16 protein-coding genes and 2 tRNA genes are annotated in these 15,195 nt (G+C 71.0%); 9 read left to right on the top strand and 9 right to left on the bottom strand.

The features are described 5' to 3' along the window. Positions 1 to 185: 185 nt before the first annotated feature. Positions 186 to 500 (top strand): hypothetical protein, encoded by a 315-nt coding sequence (locus ABEA62_RS09550; RefSeq protein WP_286216613.1) that lies wholly within the window; start codon positions 186 to 188, stop codon positions 498 to 500. 174 nt (positions 501 to 674) lie between these two features. On the opposite strand, the gene ABEA62_RS09545 is transcribed toward ABEA62_RS09550, so the two are convergent. After that, positions 675 to 748, bottom strand: a tRNA-Pro gene (locus ABEA62_RS09545). An 89-nt stretch (positions 749 to 837) separates the two neighbouring features. Here ABEA62_RS09545 and ABEA62_RS09540 point away from each other — a divergent pair. Beyond that, positions 838 to 911: transfer RNA gene (locus ABEA62_RS09540), tRNA-Gly, on the top strand. A 77-nt stretch (positions 912 to 988) separates the two neighbouring features. On the opposite strand, the gene ABEA62_RS09535 is transcribed toward ABEA62_RS09540, so the two are convergent. From ABEA62_RS09535 to ABEA62_RS09515, 5 genes are all read right to left on the bottom strand, one after another. Continuing rightward, positions 989 to 3,901: an aminotransferase gene (locus ABEA62_RS09535; RefSeq protein WP_286216616.1), complete on the bottom strand. Its 2,913-nt coding sequence runs from the start codon at positions 3,899 to 3,901 to the stop codon at positions 989 to 991. Positions 3,902 to 3,909: 8 nt separating this feature from the next. Next, a complete protein-coding gene (locus tag ABEA62_RS09530) occupies positions 3,910 to 4,326 on the bottom strand; it encodes a DUF1761 domain-containing protein (protein WP_286216617.1) in 417 nt (138 codons plus the stop codon). A gap of 100 nt (positions 4,327 to 4,426) precedes the next feature. Next, on the bottom strand, positions 4,427 to 4,843 hold the full coding sequence (locus ABEA62_RS09525; RefSeq protein WP_286216618.1) for a DUF1761 domain-containing protein: 417 nt from the start codon (positions 4,841 to 4,843) through the stop codon (positions 4,427 to 4,429). Next, positions 4,840 to 5,310: an SRPBCC family protein gene (locus tag ABEA62_RS09520; protein ID WP_286216620.1), complete on the bottom strand. Its 471-nt coding sequence runs from the start codon at positions 5,308 to 5,310 to the stop codon at positions 4,840 to 4,842. Before ABEA62_RS09520 ends, ABEA62_RS09525 begins: the two co-directional genes overlap by 4 nt. Before the next feature lie 29 nt (positions 5,311 to 5,339). Continuing rightward, positions 5,340 to 5,831, bottom strand: a complete 492-nt coding sequence (locus ABEA62_RS09515) for an SRPBCC family protein (protein WP_286216621.1) — start codon at positions 5,829 to 5,831, stop codon at positions 5,340 to 5,342. 386 nt (positions 5,832 to 6,217) lie between these two features. On the opposite strand from ABEA62_RS09515, the gene cysK reads away from it, so the two are divergent. Continuing rightward, positions 6,218 to 7,153, top strand: coding sequence for a cysteine synthase A (gene cysK, locus ABEA62_RS09510; protein ID WP_286216622.1), 936 nt, complete (start codon positions 6,218 to 6,220; stop codon positions 7,151 to 7,153). Positions 7,154 to 7,199: 46 nt separating this feature from the next. Continuing rightward, positions 7,200 to 7,847, top strand: coding sequence for a serine O-acetyltransferase (gene cysE / locus ABEA62_RS09505; RefSeq protein WP_286216623.1), 648 nt, complete (start codon positions 7,200 to 7,202; stop codon positions 7,845 to 7,847). Here the strand turns inward: cysE and ABEA62_RS09500 are convergent. After that, positions 7,844 to 8,788, bottom strand: a complete 945-nt coding sequence (locus ABEA62_RS09500; RefSeq protein WP_286216624.1) for a LysR family transcriptional regulator — start codon at positions 8,786 to 8,788, stop codon at positions 7,844 to 7,846. The two genes, cysE and ABEA62_RS09500, sit on opposite strands and share 4 nt — an antisense overlap. A 116-nt stretch (positions 8,789 to 8,904) precedes the next feature. Between ABEA62_RS09500 and ABEA62_RS09495 the strand changes: the two genes are divergently transcribed. Then, positions 8,905 to 9,765, top strand: a complete 861-nt coding sequence (locus ABEA62_RS09495) for an aldo/keto reductase (protein ID WP_286216625.1) — start codon at positions 8,905 to 8,907, stop codon at positions 9,763 to 9,765. Positions 9,766 to 9,824: 59 nt separating this feature from the next. Further along, on the top strand, positions 9,825 to 10,757 hold the full coding sequence (locus ABEA62_RS09490; RefSeq protein ID WP_345379815.1) for an aldo/keto reductase: 933 nt from the start codon (positions 9,825 to 9,827) through the stop codon (positions 10,755 to 10,757). Between the two features lie 71 nt (positions 10,758 to 10,828). On the opposite strand, the gene ABEA62_RS09485 is transcribed toward ABEA62_RS09490, so the two are convergent. Then, entirely contained in the window at positions 10,829 to 11,329 is a 501-nt protein-coding gene (locus tag ABEA62_RS09485; protein ID WP_286216627.1) for a Dps family protein, read from the bottom strand. A 168-nt stretch (positions 11,330 to 11,497) separates the two neighbouring features. Here ABEA62_RS09485 and ABEA62_RS09480 point away from each other — a divergent pair, with 168 nt between their 5' ends. The 3 genes from ABEA62_RS09480 (at position 11,498) to ABEA62_RS09470 (ending at position 14,675) form a co-directional block, all read left to right on the top strand. After that, a complete protein-coding gene (locus tag ABEA62_RS09480) occupies positions 11,498 to 12,004 on the top strand; it encodes a CoA-binding protein (protein WP_286216628.1) in 507 nt (168 codons plus the stop codon). A gap of 73 nt (positions 12,005 to 12,077) precedes the next feature. Next, complete coding sequence (locus tag ABEA62_RS09475) at positions 12,078 to 13,349, top strand: GNAT family N-acetyltransferase (protein ID WP_345379812.1); 1,272 nt, start codon at positions 12,078 to 12,080, stop codon at positions 13,347 to 13,349. A gap of 69 nt (positions 13,350 to 13,418) precedes the next feature. Next, positions 13,419 to 14,675, top strand: a complete 1,257-nt coding sequence (locus ABEA62_RS09470; RefSeq protein ID WP_345379810.1) for a GNAT family N-acetyltransferase — start codon at positions 13,419 to 13,421, stop codon at positions 14,673 to 14,675. Here ABEA62_RS09470 and ABEA62_RS09465 read toward each other — a convergent pair. Continuing rightward, positions 14,672 to 15,121 (bottom strand): ribose-5-phosphate isomerase, encoded by a 450-nt coding sequence (locus tag ABEA62_RS09465; protein ID WP_286216706.1) that lies wholly within the window; start codon positions 15,119 to 15,121, stop codon positions 14,672 to 14,674. The genes ABEA62_RS09470 and ABEA62_RS09465 overlap by 4 nt on opposite strands. Positions 15,122 to 15,195 lie beyond the last annotated feature (74 nt).

Here is a 15,195-nt window from a genome sequence, read left to right as displayed (position 1 = left end):
GGTCCTGACGAAGCTCGACGGCCATCCTCGTGGCCCGCTCACGCAGCTCGGCGGGGTACTTCCTCGGTGCTGACATGACTCTCATCCTCCATGGCTTGAGAGCCTCCACCGAACCCGGGGCGCAACACCCGACAGACCCGCGCTAGGATTCGGCCGAACCGTCTAGCTCGACTGATCGGAGCACCATGTCCCTCGTCGTTGAGGCTCAGCCGATCTCCGACACGCTCTTTCGCCTTGAGATCACCATGGACGGGACCGCCATCGGCGAGTACGAGCGCTCGCGCCACGCGGACATCGCGCGCAAGACCGAGGAAGTCAAGTGCGCAGAGGACTACCTCGTCGAGCTCTACCGCCGTCGCGGAACGTTCGTCGTCCGCTGGGACTCGGCCACGCGGACGAAGGTCATCCGCGACGAACTCGGCAACCACATCGGCGAAATCCCGAGGGCCTGCTGGCGAAAGCCCGCTCGCCACACCAACTCACCCCTATCGACGGCGTAGTGGATGCCTGAGGCCGCCGGTCTCGAGCGGGCTGCGGTGGAGGCTCGTACACGCCTCGGCGTCGCACTCGGCGATTTCTAGGCATCGAGCGCTCGTGTTGGCCCCCGCCATGTCCCCGCCATGTCCCCGATTGGCCCTTGCGGACCCACAGCAGTGACAAAGTCACTCGTAAAGTCGGGGTGACAGGATTTGAACCTGCGACCCTCTGCTCCCAAAGCAGATGCGCTACCAAGCTGCGCTACACCCCGTTGCGCCCATCAGCGGGCGCGTTACCCGGCATCGGCCGGGCTCCGCTACTCTAGTACCCGCCGCGCGCACGCAAGCGTCGCAAGGCAATGCGGGTGTAGCTCAATGGTAGAGCCTCAGTCTTCCAAACTGATGGTGCGGGTTCGATTCCCGTCACCCGCTCCACTGGAGCCACGCATCGGCCCCCTGCCACCAATGGTGAGGCCCACGGCAGAAATCAACCCGGTTCTCTACCGCACACCTCACACTTCCTCCCCGCCGAGTTCCGCCCTGGCCTCACGCCGCGCGAGCACGCCCTCGAGCGCCCGCAGGAATCGCTCGACCGCCGGAGCATCGATCGTGAGCGGCGGCTTGATCTTCAGCACGTTCTTGTGGTCGCCCGTGGGCTGCACGATCACTCCCTCCTCGAGCAGCGCCGCGCAGATCTCGCGCGCCGCCCGGGGGTCCGGGGCATCGGGTCCACCCCGGACCACCTCGACGCCCAGGTACAGCCCCATCCCGTGGACGGCGCCCAGCGCGCCAAAGCGGTCGCACAGCTCTCGCAGCCCGTCGCCCAGCAGCGCGCCGACCACGCGCGCGTTGTCCTGCAGCCGGTCCTCGTCGAGTACGCGGAGCACGGTCGACCCCACGACACAGCTCACGGGACTGCCGCCCGCCGACGAGAAGAACGACCCCTCCACCGCGAACGCCTCGGCGATCTCGCGCGACGTGATGACCGCGCCCAGCGGGTGCCCGTTGCCCATCGCCTTGGCCACCGCGATGATGTCCGGCACCGCGCCCTGCTGCTCGAATCCCCAGAAGTGCGCGCCGAGGCGACCGTAGCTCACCTGCACCTCGTCCGACACGCACACCCCGCCGCGCTCTCGCACCGCATCCCACAGCCCGGCGAGGTAGCCGTCCGGCAGCAGCACGCCGCCACCATTGCCGAAGATGGGCTCGCTCACCACCCCCGCAAGCTCGACGCCCTCCGCGTCCCAGTGGGCGAGCCGGTCGAGCGCGTCGCGCAGATACAGGGGCGCGTCGGGACCGCGATGGCGTCCGCGATACGTGTTCGGCGCATCGAGCAGCCGCACCCACGCCGGCCGCGTCGCGAGCGCCGCGGGGTTGTCTCCCAGGGACGTCGAGATCGCATCCGCGCCCACGGTCCACCCGTGATACGCCTCGGTCAGCGCGAGGATGTCCGTGCGCCCCGTCGCCGCCCTCGCCATGCGGATCGCGAGATCCACGGCCTCCGAACCCGAGTTCACGAGCAACACCTGGTCGAGACCCTCCGGTGCGCGCGCCGCGAGCGCCTCCGCGAACTCGACCACGGCCGCGTAGTGAAAGCGCGAGTTGGTGTTGAGGCGGCGCAGCTGCCGGTCGACGGCGGCGGCAATGCGCGGCTCCCCGTGACCCAGGATCGCGACGTTGTTGACCATGTCGAGGTAGCCGCGCCCGTCCGTGTCGAGCAGGTGATGGCGCCAGCCGCGCTCGATGCGCGGCGGCGCGTCGTAGTAGTGCTCCTGTACCAGGGGAAACGTGCGCACGCGGGCCGCGAGGAGGTCGCCCGGGGCGGGGCTCGTCGCCGCATGAGAGGACGATGCCGGGGCCGGGCGGCCCACGAGGGCACCCGGGTGGGGGCACAGTCGCCCCCACGCCTCCTCGTGTCCCGGCGCGACGAGAACTGGTGGCGTCACGCCGGTGACCGCGCACAGCTGCAGCGAGACGGCCCCCGCCGCGCCCACCCTGCCGAGCAGGTCCCCGAAGGCGATCCGATCCCCCGGCGAGGCCTCCGCGTCCACACCACGCAGATGCACCGCCCCACCCGAGTCGAGATCGACGACGACCGCGCCTCCGCTCACCCTCGACACCACGCCCGTTCCGGGAGTGTGGACCGGCGTGCCCGGCCGCAGGGCCGCCTCGATCGCGAGCGCATGAGAGCGCGGTGCGATCCCCATCGAGGCGTCGGCCGCGCCCGTCGCGGCCTCCGGGGTGAGCCGGTGCTCGCCGTACCGCGAGAGCGCCGCCCCGCCCGCCGCCGCGGCGGCCTCCGCCAACGTCCGCCGCGCCCAGTCCTGGTCCATCCACGCGCCGCCGTCCGCCGCGTCCCCGAGCACGGAGAGGTCGACCTCGGGGGCATGCTCGAGTCCGCTCACCGCGGGGGCGAGGCCGTCGACCGGCATCGCCTGTACGCGGCCCAGCGCGTCGAGGAGCAGGAGCTCGGCCTCGTCGAAGCCGAGCGCGGCCGCACGGTCGAGCATGCGTGCCTCAAGGGGACGGCGCACACGTGCGTACGTGTTCGCGGGGTCCGCGGCGAGCACGCGCTCGCCCGCCGCCGCGAGCACCACCGCGCGCGTCACCACGAGGGGCCACCACGCCGCGATCTCCTCGCGAGTGAGCGGCGCCACCGCGTCGAAGGCGGCCACGCAGTCGAGAGCGTCGCGCACCGCGGGACCATCGTGCTGAAGCAGGGAGCACGCCGCGATCGCGGCCTCCCCCACACGCCAGCCGCGCCCCAGATCGCCGAAGTCGATCACACCCGCGACCGCGCCGTCCGGGCCCATCACCACGTTGTCCGCCGTGAGGTCACCGTGCACGGCCTGGACACGCAACGCCTCGCGCCACGGGGCGAGCCGCTCCTCCGCGCCGCGCAGCAGCGCGTCGAGCCGTGCGGCCTCACCGGGAGCCAGCACCGCGAGCGACCCGTCGAGCACGCGCCGAGCCTCGCTCAGATCCCAGTCGCCGCCCTCCGCGAGGAGGCCGTGATCGAAGCGTTCGAGGGCTCGCATCAGTGTGGCGGCTGTCGTGCCCAGCGCCGCGGGCAGGACGGGTGCGGGCCGTGCAGCGGCCGCCGGGGGCGCTCCGTCGAGAAAGCCCAGGACGCGCACGCACGCTCCCGCGCCCGCGACGGCGACGGCCCTGGCGCCCGCGAGGGTGGGCCACACGCGCGGCACCGCGAAGGGCAGGCCGGAGCCCGCGAGAAGGTCGAGAGCGGCATCCTGCGCGGCGAAGTCGGTGGGCGCCCCGGAGGCGATCTTGAGGAGCACGCGGCGACCGTCCTCGAGGCTCAGCAACAGGTTCCGGTCCTCGTTCGACCCCAGTTCCTTCACCGCCACGATGGCGAGACCGTACTCACGCCCGGCGATCTCGCTCGCCGCGTCCGGCGACACCGGCATCGTCCCTCCTAGAACAGGCCCAGCACGAGTCCCGCGACGGCGAGACCCACCGTGTCATGCGCGGCGTCGATCACCGTGATCCCGGGATGGCGGATCGCGAACCCGTTGTGCAGCGCGTGAGCGCCACCACGGAAGATCAACCCCAGGAGAGCGCCCAGCACGAGCCCGCCGGCCCAGTCGTCGATCCCGAGCCCGTTCATGAGCACCGCGAGCAGGATCACGCCCAGCGCGTTCGCGACGATGGTGCCGCCGAAGGCGACCCCCATGCTCGCGCCCTCCATGTCCTCGCGCGAGATGCGGCCGAGCCTGCGCCACACCTTGAAGAAGCCCGCATCGGAGTACCACCAGAACCCGATCGCGAACGTGGCGAGAAACGCCACGACGACGGCAAGCCAGTTGATCCCCTCGAGCGTGAGCCAGTCCATGGCCGCTCCCCTCTCCCGCGGGCCACGACGGCCCGCACGTCCCCTTGTCGCGACACTAGCGCCGCGCAAGCGACGATGCCGGTTTCAGGGACGATGCCCGCTACACGAAGGCGCCGATGACCGCCCCCGCGGCGGCCAGGGCCACGACATCGTGGACGCCGTTGACGATGGTCAGCGCGGGCGGGCGCAGCTCGAAGCCGTGGTGGATGATGTGGTTGCCCACACGGAAAACGAGCGCGATGAAGGCACCGAAGAGCGCGCCGCCGCCCACCGAGAGCACGGACAGCTCGACCATGAGGACGTTGAGCACGAGCGCGGTCCCGAACAGCACCACGCCGGTCGCGACGAAGCGCGCCGGGGATGCGTCGCGCAGGTCCTGCTCGGTGAGGCCCACCAGGTGCCTCCACACGCGACCGAGCACGCGCTCGTGATACCAGGCCGCGCCCACCACGAATCCGGCGACGGTCGACAGGATCACCGCGATCCACGAGATGTCGGAGGCCGTGAACCAGCTCATGACGGCTCGACTCCCTCGGCTGCCGCCGCGATGTCCGCGAGGTCCTGCTCGAGCGCCTTGCGCGTCGCCTTCATGCCCGCGCGCCCGAAGACGAGCCAGCCGAGCCGTTGCGCCGGTCCCGGGTTCGGGGTCTGTGCGGAGAAGTCGATCACGACGTGGGTGCCCTCGTCGACGGGTGCGAGCGTGAAGTCGGTGACGTAGTGCGTGCCACGCGACTCGGCCCGCACGGTCGTGGTTCGCGGGGCCTCGGCCGCGTCGACCCACATCTCCTCGGACTCCTCGCGGCCGAACATGCGGCGCGTCTCGCGCCACCGCACGCCCACCTCATAGCCCTCGCCCTCGAGCCGCTCGACCTTGACGATCGCGCTCATCACCTCTGCCGCGAAGTCGAGATCGGTGATGATCTCCCACACGCGCTCGGGTGGCGCGGCGATGGTGCGCTCCGCGCGCACGCTGTGCCCTGGCATGACGACCCCCTCTGCTGGTTGCCTCCAGGCTAGCGGCCTCGTGTGCGCAGGTCCTCGTTGAAGTGCCTGGTGAGATCCGCGATATCGGCCTTGAGCCGGACCGTGCCACCGAGCGTGAAGAACGTGGCGATCCCGCGCCGCATGGCACGCTCGGCGAGGCTGGGGTGCGGGTGGTAGACGTGGAAGACGCGGCGCACCCGGGTGCCGTCCGGCGTCTCCTCGAGTTCGGTGGTCGACGTGAAACTGCCGTCCGGTCCGGTGCGCTCCTGGACCAGTCGCTTGAAGGGATCCACCTCGACCGTCGTGAGGCGCACCTCGACGGGCTCCGCACCCACGTCGGACTCGGTCTGGACCAGCACGTGGCCCACCTCGCCCGGTTCGCCCGCCTCGGTGCGAGCCTCCGTCACCATCGTGAAGATCTGTGCACGCCGCTCGGGCCTGGTCAACGCCTCCCACACGTCCTTCGCCGGGGCCGGCACCAGCCCCTCGCGCTCCACCGAGACATCGAGCGGGCGTGGCATCGTTCCTCCTCGCGCGGGCCTCCTCGCGAGGCTCTCCTCTCCCACCGTAACCGGACGGCGCTCCATGTGGGCGGTGGGTTGCCACGCGCGGCTCCGCGGCGATAGCCTGAGCGCCGAGCCAGGAAAGGCAAGGGACCATGAGCATCGAGCGCCGTGCGACTGTCGCACCCGCCTCTGCCGTCCTCGCCTGCTCGCCCGCCGCGATGTGCTGCGGCGTCTGCTGCTGCTGTCTCTAGAGCGCTGGCACCAGCCTCGCGGCCCCTCGGCCACCTGACCGGCTGCCCCAGCGCTCGCCCCGGCATGGAATCCCATGCGCCCGCGTTGTCCCACCCGGATCCCCGTCTCACGGATTACTCCCTGACACACCTCCCAAGGAAAGAGAAACCATGGCCCGCATTTACGAGGACGCGACCGCCCTCATCGGCAACACCCCGCTCGTCAAGATCAACACCCTCCCGGAGGGCGTCGACGCGACCATCCTCGCCAAGCTCGAGTTCTACAACCCCGCGAACTCCGTCAAGGACCGCCTGGGCGTCGCGATCATTGACGCCGCCGAGGCGGACGGCTCCCTTGCCGCGGGCGGCACGATCATCGAGGCCACCTCGGGTAACACGGGAATCGCCCTCGCCATGGTGGGTGCCGCGCGCGGCTACAACGTGGTGCTGACGATGCCCGAGACGATGTCGAAGGAGCGTCGCGCACTCCTGCGCGCGTTCGGCGCCGAACTCATCCTCACGCCGGGCCCCGAGGGCATGCGTGGAGCAGTGGCCGCCGCGGAGAAGATCGCCGCCGAGCGTCCCGGCTCGGTGCTCGCGCGCCAGTTTGCGAATGCCGCCAACGCCGAGATCCACCGCCGCACCACCGCGGAGGAGATCTGGAACGACACGGACGGCGAGGTCGACATCTTTATCGCCGGAATCGGCACCGGCGGCACCATCACCGGCGTGGGCGAGGTCCTCAAGGCCCGCAAGCCCGGCGTGCAGATCATCGGCGTCGAGCCTGCCGAGTCTCCCATCCTCAACGGCGGACAGCCCGGCCCCCACAAGATTCAGGGTCTGGGCGCGAACTTCATCCCGGAGGTCCTCAACACCGAGGTCTACGACGAGATCTTCGACGTCGACGCCGAGACGGCCGTCGCGACCGCCCGTGCCGCGGCGCGCAAGGAGGGCCTGCTCGTGGGCATCTCCTCGGGCGCCGCGCTGCACGCCGCGATCGAGGTCGGCAAGCGCCCCGAGAACGCAGGCAAGACCATCGTGGTCGTCATCCCGTCCTTCGGTGAGCGCTACCTCTCGTCCGTGCTGTACGCGGACCTGATGGACTGACCCGCTTCTCCACACCGCACCGGCCGTCCCCACCGGAGGTTTCTCGATGGCATCAGAACCCGGAGTGCTCGCCAGGGCACTCGAAGACATCCGCACCGTGCAGCGGCGTGACCCCGCCGCGCCAACGTGGTGGGTGATCGCGGGCTCTTACCAGGGCGTTCACGCGGTGTGGTATCACCGCTTCGCCAACTGGCTGTGGCGACACGGGGCGCACTCGTACGCGCGCCTCGTGTCGCAGCGGGCACGCCGGATCACCGGCATCGAGATCCACCCCGGCGCCACGCTCGGGCGACGCCTGTTCATCGATCACGGCTCCGGCGTGGTGATCGGCGAGACCGCGATCGTGGGCGACGACGTCCTGATGTTCAACGGCATCAACCTGGGCGGCACCTCGATGAGCCCCGGCAAGCGCCACCCGACGATCGGCGACCGCGTCGTGATCGGCGCGGGCGCCAAGGTGCTCGGCCCGGTGCACATCGGGCCCGACGCGCGGATCGGCGCCAATGCCGTGGTCGTCAAGGACGTCCCGGACGGTGCGACCGCGGTGGGCATCCCCGCCGTGATCCGCAACCACCCCGGACCCACCGAGGCCTCGACCGCGGCATCGGCCGTGGACTCGGGCGACTCGCACCGCCACCCGGATCCCGACGCGCCGCCGGAGCGCGTGCGCGAACCGGCGATGTACTACATCTAGACGGCGCTCACGAGGGGCCTCGCCTGCGGGCGGGGCCCCTCGTCGCGTGCGGGGGCACAGGCCTGCACCGATCCATCGAGCAGCGCGAGCAGGTGAGGCGTCGGGGAGTCGGCGCGCTCGCGCGTCGACCACACCGCGGACACCGTCCAGCGGTCGCCGCCTCCCTCGAGGGGCACCGCGACGAGCGCCTGTGCCTCGGGCTTCGCCGCCACGTGGCGCGGCACCACGGCGATTCCCAGGCCACGACCCACGAAGCCGATCAGCGTGTGCACGTCGCCGACCGTGAAGCGCACCCTCCTGTCGACGCCCGCCGCGGCGACCGCGGCATCGTTCAGCGGCCTCATCGCCCAGGAGGGATGGAAGTCGACGAAGTCGTGCCCCTCGAGGTCGCGCCAGCGCGCGGGAGAGGACGATGCCGCGGCGTGGCCGGGAGGGCACAGCACCACGAGGTCCTCTCCCCCGAGGTCACGGCTGGGCAGGGCACCCAGGTGTCCCGCGTCCGCGACGAACGCGACGTCGAGCTCCGCGGCGCGCACGCGCGCGAGCAGCTCGTGAGAGCCCGCCTCGGCAAAGTGGACCTCGACCTGGGGATGGCGGCGGTGGAAGCGCTCGAGCAGTGCGGCGACGTCGACGATTCCCAGGCACTGCTCGGCGCCGATCCTCAGCGTGCCCGACACCTCGCGCGAGGCATCGACCACGGCGTCGCGGGCCTCGACGGCCTGCGCGAGCATCGCGCGGGCGTACGGGAGCAGGGCGCGGCCGGCCTCGGTGGGCTCGACCCGGCGGGTGGTCCGCTCGAACAGCGATGAGCCCAGTTCCGCTTCCAGCGCGCGGATCGCGGTCGACAGTCCCGACTGGGACACGCCGACGAGGGCGGCCGCGCGCGTGAAGTGACGCTCGTCGGCGACGGCGACCACGTACTCCAGCTGGCGCAGATCCATCAGGAGGCTCCATTCATAGCCTGGCTTGATGAAACTCATCAGTTTCACCCGTTGGACTTCTAGGTTAGGCCCTTCCTAGACTGCGAGCGACCCCACACCTGTCCCAAGGAGGAGACATGAAGCAGCGCACACTCGGTGGCCGGACGGTCGGCGCGATCGGCCTGGGCGGCATGCCGATGTCGATCGAGGGCCGGCCCGACGCGGCCCGCTCGATCGCCGCGGTGCACGCCGCCGTCGAGGCGGGCGTCACGCTCATCGACACCGCGGACGCCTACCACCTTCACGCCGGCGAGGTGGGTCACAACGAGGAGCTCATCGCCGGCGCGCTGCGCGACCTCGGCCGCGCCGCGGATGACGTGCTGGTCGCGACCAAGGGCGGCCACCTGCGGCCGGGTGATGGAACCTGGACCCAGAACGGCGACCCCGCTTACCTCAAGGAGGCGGCCAAGGCATCCGCGAAGCGCCTCGGCGTCGAGGCGATCGGCCTCTATCAGTTCCACCGGCCGGATCCGCGCGTGCCCTACGCGGACTCGGTGGGAGCGATCCGCGACCTGCTCGACGAGGGCGTCATCCTCATGGCTGGCATCTCGAATGCCACCGTCGCCCAGATCGACGAGGCCAACGCGATCCTCGGTGGCAGGCTGGTGTCCGTGCAGAACCAGTTCTCGCCGCGCTTCCGCTCGTCGCAGGGCGAGCTCGAGCACTGCGCGCGACTCGGCATCGCCTTCCTCCCCTGGAGCCCCCTGGGAGGGATCTCGAACGCCCCCGAACTCTCCGCCCGCCACGCGGCCTTCGCCTCGGTCGCGGACGCGCACGGCGTGAGCGTGCACCAGGTGGTGCTCGCGTGGGAGCTTGCGCTGGCCCCCGTGGTCATCCCCATCCCGGGCGCGTCCCGCCCGGCGTCCATCACCGACTCGGCCCGCGCGGCGGACCTCGTGCTCACCCCCGACGAGGTCGCGACGCTCAGCGCTTCTTAACTGCGGCGCTTCTTCACTGCGGCGCCTCTTCACTGCCGCGGTTCTTGAAAGGACATCAGATGAAGACCTTCACCCTCCCCGGCACCGACATCACGGCACCCGCCGTGGTGCTGGGCCTCATGCGCATCCAAGACAAGACCGACGACGAGGTGCGCACGCTCGTGCGCACCGCCCTCGACGCCGGGATCAACTTCATGGACCACGCCGACATCTACGGATCGTCCATGCATGGCTGCGAGCGCCGCTTCGCCGAGGCGATGCGCCTTACACCATCCGAGCGCGAGGCGATGACGATTCAGTCCAAGGCCGGAATCGTCAAGGACGGCCCGTACTTCGACTTCTCCTACGAGCGGATCGTCGGCCAGGTCGAGGGATCGCTCTCCGCCCTCGGCACCGACTACCTCGACATCCTGCTGCTCCACCGGCCCGATGCCCTGGTCGAGCCCGAGGAGGTCGCGCGCGCGTTCGACGAGCTCCATGCCGCGGGCAAGGTGCGTCACTTTGGCGTGTCCAACCACACGCCGGGCCAGATCGAGCTCCTCCGCAGGCACGTGCGCCAGCCGATCGTCGCGAACCAGATTCAGCTGTCCGTGACGCACGCCCCCTCGATCGCGAGCGGCGTCGCCGCCAACATGGGCGACCTCGACCAGTCGATCGACCGCGACAACGGCATGGTCGACTACTGCCGCCTGCACGACATCACGCTGCAGGCGTGGTCCCCCTTCCAGTCGCGCTTCTTCGACGGGCCGTTCCTGGGCAACCCTCGCTACGCCGAGCTCAACGCGGTGATCGATCGCCTCGCGGCGTCCTACGACGTCCAGCCCGAGTCGATCGCGGTCGCGTGGCTCACGCGCCACCCGGCGCGCATGCAGGTGGTGCTGGGCACGACGACCCCCGCGCGCGTCGAGGCGGCGGCGCGCGGCGCCGACGTCGAGCTCACGCGGTCCGAGTGGTACGAGATGTTCCGCGCTGCCGGGCACACCGTTCCCTAAGCACGGTTCCCTCAGCACGACACGAGGGCCCCGACCAACGGTCGGGGCCCTCGCTCTGTCCTTGTGCTCGGCTACGCGGCGAAGGACCGCAGCATCCACGCCGCCTGCTCGTGCGCCGCGAGGCGCGCGTTGAGCAGGTCCGCGGTCGCGCCGTCCCCGGCGTCCTCCGCGACCTCGACCAGCGGGCGCACGAGGCGCGCGAGCGTCTCGTGGTCGCGTGCGAGGTTCTCGACCATCGTCATCGCGTCGGCGGTGCGCTCGTTGTCCTTGATCGAGGCGTGCTCGAGAAACTCGGCGTACGAGCCGGGCGCACCGGAGCCGAGCGCGCGCATGCGCTCCGCGAGCACGTCGGCCGCGGCCCACAGCTCCTGGTACTGCTCCTCGAAGAGCAGGTGCAGCGAGCGGAAGTGCGGTCCGGTGACGTTCCAGTGGTAGCCGTGGCTCTTGAGATAGAGCGTGAAGGTGTCGGACAGCACCTGCGCGAGGCCGGCGTTGATCGCCTTGAGGTCCTCGGCCTTGATGCCGATCTTCGGGTTCGACTCGGTGGTCTTCACGGGGCTCGTGGTTGCCATGTCTCCTCCTGTGTTCCTGAGTGCGGGGCACCGCTGGCCGCGGCGCCTTCCTCACTGGCCAACCGCCTGTCGGCCGCTCACATTCCCGCGGCCCTCCGCCGCGCCGCCTGCACACGGGGACGGGGGTCCCGGGCGGAATGCCCGGTCTGCGTGTTACGTTCCGTGAGCATGGAGCACATCAGCCTCGACCCGACCACCGCCACCGCCGAGTCCTGCCCGACCCCCGTGGGGGCCGACACCCCCGGCGACGACGAGATGGCCCTGGCGCTCGCGCGCACGCGGCGCGTCGCGATCGTGGGCGCCTCCCCCAACCCGTCGCGCACGAGCTACCAGATCGTGGTGTGGCTCATGGAGAACACCCCCTACGAGTTGTACCTCGTCAACCCGGCTGCGGCGGGCGAGGAGATTCGGGGACACGGCTTTTACGACTCGCTCGCGGAGCTTCCCGCGGAGATCGACCTCGTGGACGTGTTCCGTCGCGCCGAGCACACGCCCGCGATCGCCGCGGAGGCGGTCGGCATCCACGCGAAGGCGCTGTGGCTCCAACTGGGAATCTCCCACCCCGACGCGATGGCGACCGCGCGCGGCGCAGGTATGGTCGCGGTGCAGAACCGCTGCATCAAGGTCGAGTACCGCAGGCTCGAAGACCGCATCGAGGCGTTCCGCGCGATGTAGCGCCTTCCACGCGCGCGGCGACGCGCCGCGCGCGGCCGGGCCGGGGCATCGTCCGCAATGGGACGATGGCGCCATGACGGTCACCCCGGGATATCGCCTCGTCTCCCTCGAGTCCTCGCGCGCGGAGGACATGCTCGACGTGTCCATGTGGGCGTTCGTGGGCGAAATCAAGCCAACCGACCTCGATGAGTATCGCGCCGAGCTTCCCTTCGGTCGGCTGCGTGCGATGGAGATCGACGATCCCGCGGTGGGCAACGTGGGCACTCTCGCGGGCGTCGCGGGCGCGTTCACCTTCCGTATGCGCGTGCCTGGCGGGGGGCTGGTGCCGGTGGCGGGCCTCACGTGGGTCGGCGTGCACAGCGGTCACCGCAGGCGCGGCCTGCTGCGCGCCATGATGGCGGATCACCTCACCGATGCCCGCTCGCGAGGGGAGGTCGCCAGCGCGCTCTACGCCGCGGAGTCCGAGATTTACCAGCGCTTTGGCTACGGCCTCGCGGCCCGCCAGCTCGATGTGCGGATCCCGCGCGGCGCCACTCTGCGCGACGTGCCCGATTCCGAGGCGCTGCGCGTGCGCATCGAGAAGGCGAGCCTCAAGCGCCACGGCGCGATGGTGGCCGAGGTCCAGTCGCGCCTCACACGACCCGGCACTATGACGCTCGAGCACCCGCGCGCGCTGACCGCGCGCTTCGCGGATCCCTCCTCGGAGTGGGAGGGCGGCGGCGAGCGCCTGCGCATGCTCACGGTCGAGGACGCCGACGGCGCGCCCGTCGCGTACGCGATGTTCCGCCGCAAGGGTGCGTGGTCGGCCGAGGGGATACCCGAGGGCGTGCTCAGCACGAAGGAGTGCGCTGCCCTCTCCCCCGCCGCGACGCATCGCATGTGGTCGGTGCTCCTCGACATCGACCTCATGGGCACCGTCGAGGCGATGCCGCTCGCGACCGACGACCCCGTGCTGTGGCTCCTCACCGACCCTCGCTCCGCGCGACCGCGCCTGCGCGACAACCTGTGGCTGCGCATCGTCGACGTGCCCGCCGCTCTGACGGCGCGCGAGTATCTGTGCCCCGTCGACGCCGTGATCGAGGTCACGGACCCCCTCTTCCCCGACAACGCGGGACCGTGGCGCGTGACGTCGCGCGCCGGCGAGGGCCACGTCGAGTCGGCGCCGGGAGCCCAGCCGGACATCGTCATCTCCGTGCAGGAGCTCAGCGCGGCGTATTTGGGCGGCGTGAGCCTCACGGCCCTGGCGGCCGCGGGGCTGGTCGAGGAGCGCAGGCCGGGGGCCGTGCGCGCGCTCGCGGCGGCCTTCGAGTCGACGTCGGCGCCCGTGTCGAACCTGTTCTTCTGACCCGCGGTCCGGCCGATGCCGGGGTCGCGGTGATTTCCCAGGCGCCGCCGACCATGACACGGTAGAAGCATGAAGAAGGCAGAGGGATACCGGACCATCGACGCCGCGGAGCGTCTCGACGAGTTCTTCGACGTGGTGCAGTGGGCCTTCGTGGGCGAGTGGCTGCGCGAGGACCGCCAGGACTACATCGATGCGCTTCCCGTCGAGCGCGCCCGCGCCCTCGAGGTGACCGATGCCAGGCGGGGACGGGTGGGCGACGTCGCCGCGGTCCACGCGAGCTTCGGCACGCAGATGGTGGTGCCCGGTGGGCGGACGGTCTCCACCGCGGGGCTGTCGTGGCTGGGGGTCCACCCCGCGCACCGGCGCCGGGGCCTCATGACGAGCATGATCCACGACCACTTCACGCGCTCGATCGCACGCGGCGAGGCGGTGTCCGTGCTGTACGCCATGGAGGCTCCCATCTACGCGCGCTTCGGATACGGAATGGGGTCGCAGACGGTCAAGGCCGAGATCCCCCGCGGAGCAAAGATGTGGCACGTCGACGGGTCCGAGGACCTCACGGTGCGGCTCGAGCGCGCGTCCTTCGCGGACCACGACGCGCTCGTGGCCGGCCTGCAGGCGCGGCTCACGCGGCCCGGGACCGTCCACACCCCGGCGGGGTCGGGACGCAACGCTCGGTTCACCGATCCGGTGGGCAACCGCCGCGGCATGGAGCGCTGGCGCCTCGCGATCGTCGAGGACCGCGGCGAGCCGGTGGCGTACGCGTTCTTCCGGCGCCACGCGCGGTCCTCCGTCGGCATCCACGACGGCGTGTGCCAGGTGCGCGAGCACGGCTCGCTCACCCCGGCCGCCTCCCAGCGCCTGTGGCAGACGCTCACGGACTTCGACCTGGTCGAGACCACGATGACGGAGAACCTCGCGACGGACGATCCGCTGCTGCACCAGCTCAAGGACCCGCGCGGCGTGCGCTCGAAGGTGATCGACAACGTGTGGGTGCGGCTGCTGGATGTGCCCACCGCGCTCTCCGCGCGCGAGTACTTCCACGACTGCGACGTCGCGATCGAGCTGACCGATCGCGACGTGGCGGACAACGCGGGGACCTGGCGGATCCGCATCGCGGGCGGTGACGCGGAGGTGACGCGCACCGAGTCCGCCCCTGACCTCACGGTGGACATTCGCCACCTGTCGCAGTGCTACCTCGGCGGGACGTCCCTCGAGGCGCTGGTCGACGCGGGGCTCGTGAGGGAGCACACGCCAGGACAGGCCCGCGAGCTCGCGGTCGCGATGCTGTCGCCGGTGGCCCCCCTCGCCAACTGGGACTTCTAGCGGCGAGCCTCGTACTCGGTCATGAGGTCGATCCGTCGCTGGTGACGCGCGTCGCCCGAGAACGGCTCGGCGAGGAAGGCCTCGGCGATCGCCGTCGCCTCCTCGAGCGAGTGCATGCGAGCGCCGATCGAGCCGATCTGCGCATCGTTGTGCTGACGCGCGAGCTTCGCGGTCTCGACGGACCAGATGAGCGCCGCGCGAATCCCGGGGACGCGGTTGGCGGCGAGCTGCTCACCGTTGCCGGAGCCGCCGATCACGATGCCAAGGTCGCCCGGGCTGGCGGCGACGGCCTCGGCCGCCGCGATGCACATCGGCGGGTAGTCGTCGAGGGCGTCGTACTCGACCGCGCCGTGGTCCACGACGTCGTGGCCCGCGGTCGAGAGGTGGGCGATGAGGTGCTGCTTGAGCTCGAAACCCGCGTGATCCGCGGCGATGTGGATGCGCATGAGGCCCATCATGCCAGCCTCGCCGTCAGCGAAACCCACCCAAGCCAGGCATCGTCCCCCCGTAGGGTGAGGGA

This window comes from Demequina sediminis (assembly GCF_039545075.1).
Classification (GTDB): Bacteria; Actinomycetota; Actinomycetes; order Actinomycetales; family Demequinaceae; genus Demequina; species Demequina sediminis.
This window is presented reverse-complemented; position numbering and strand designations above follow the sequence as displayed.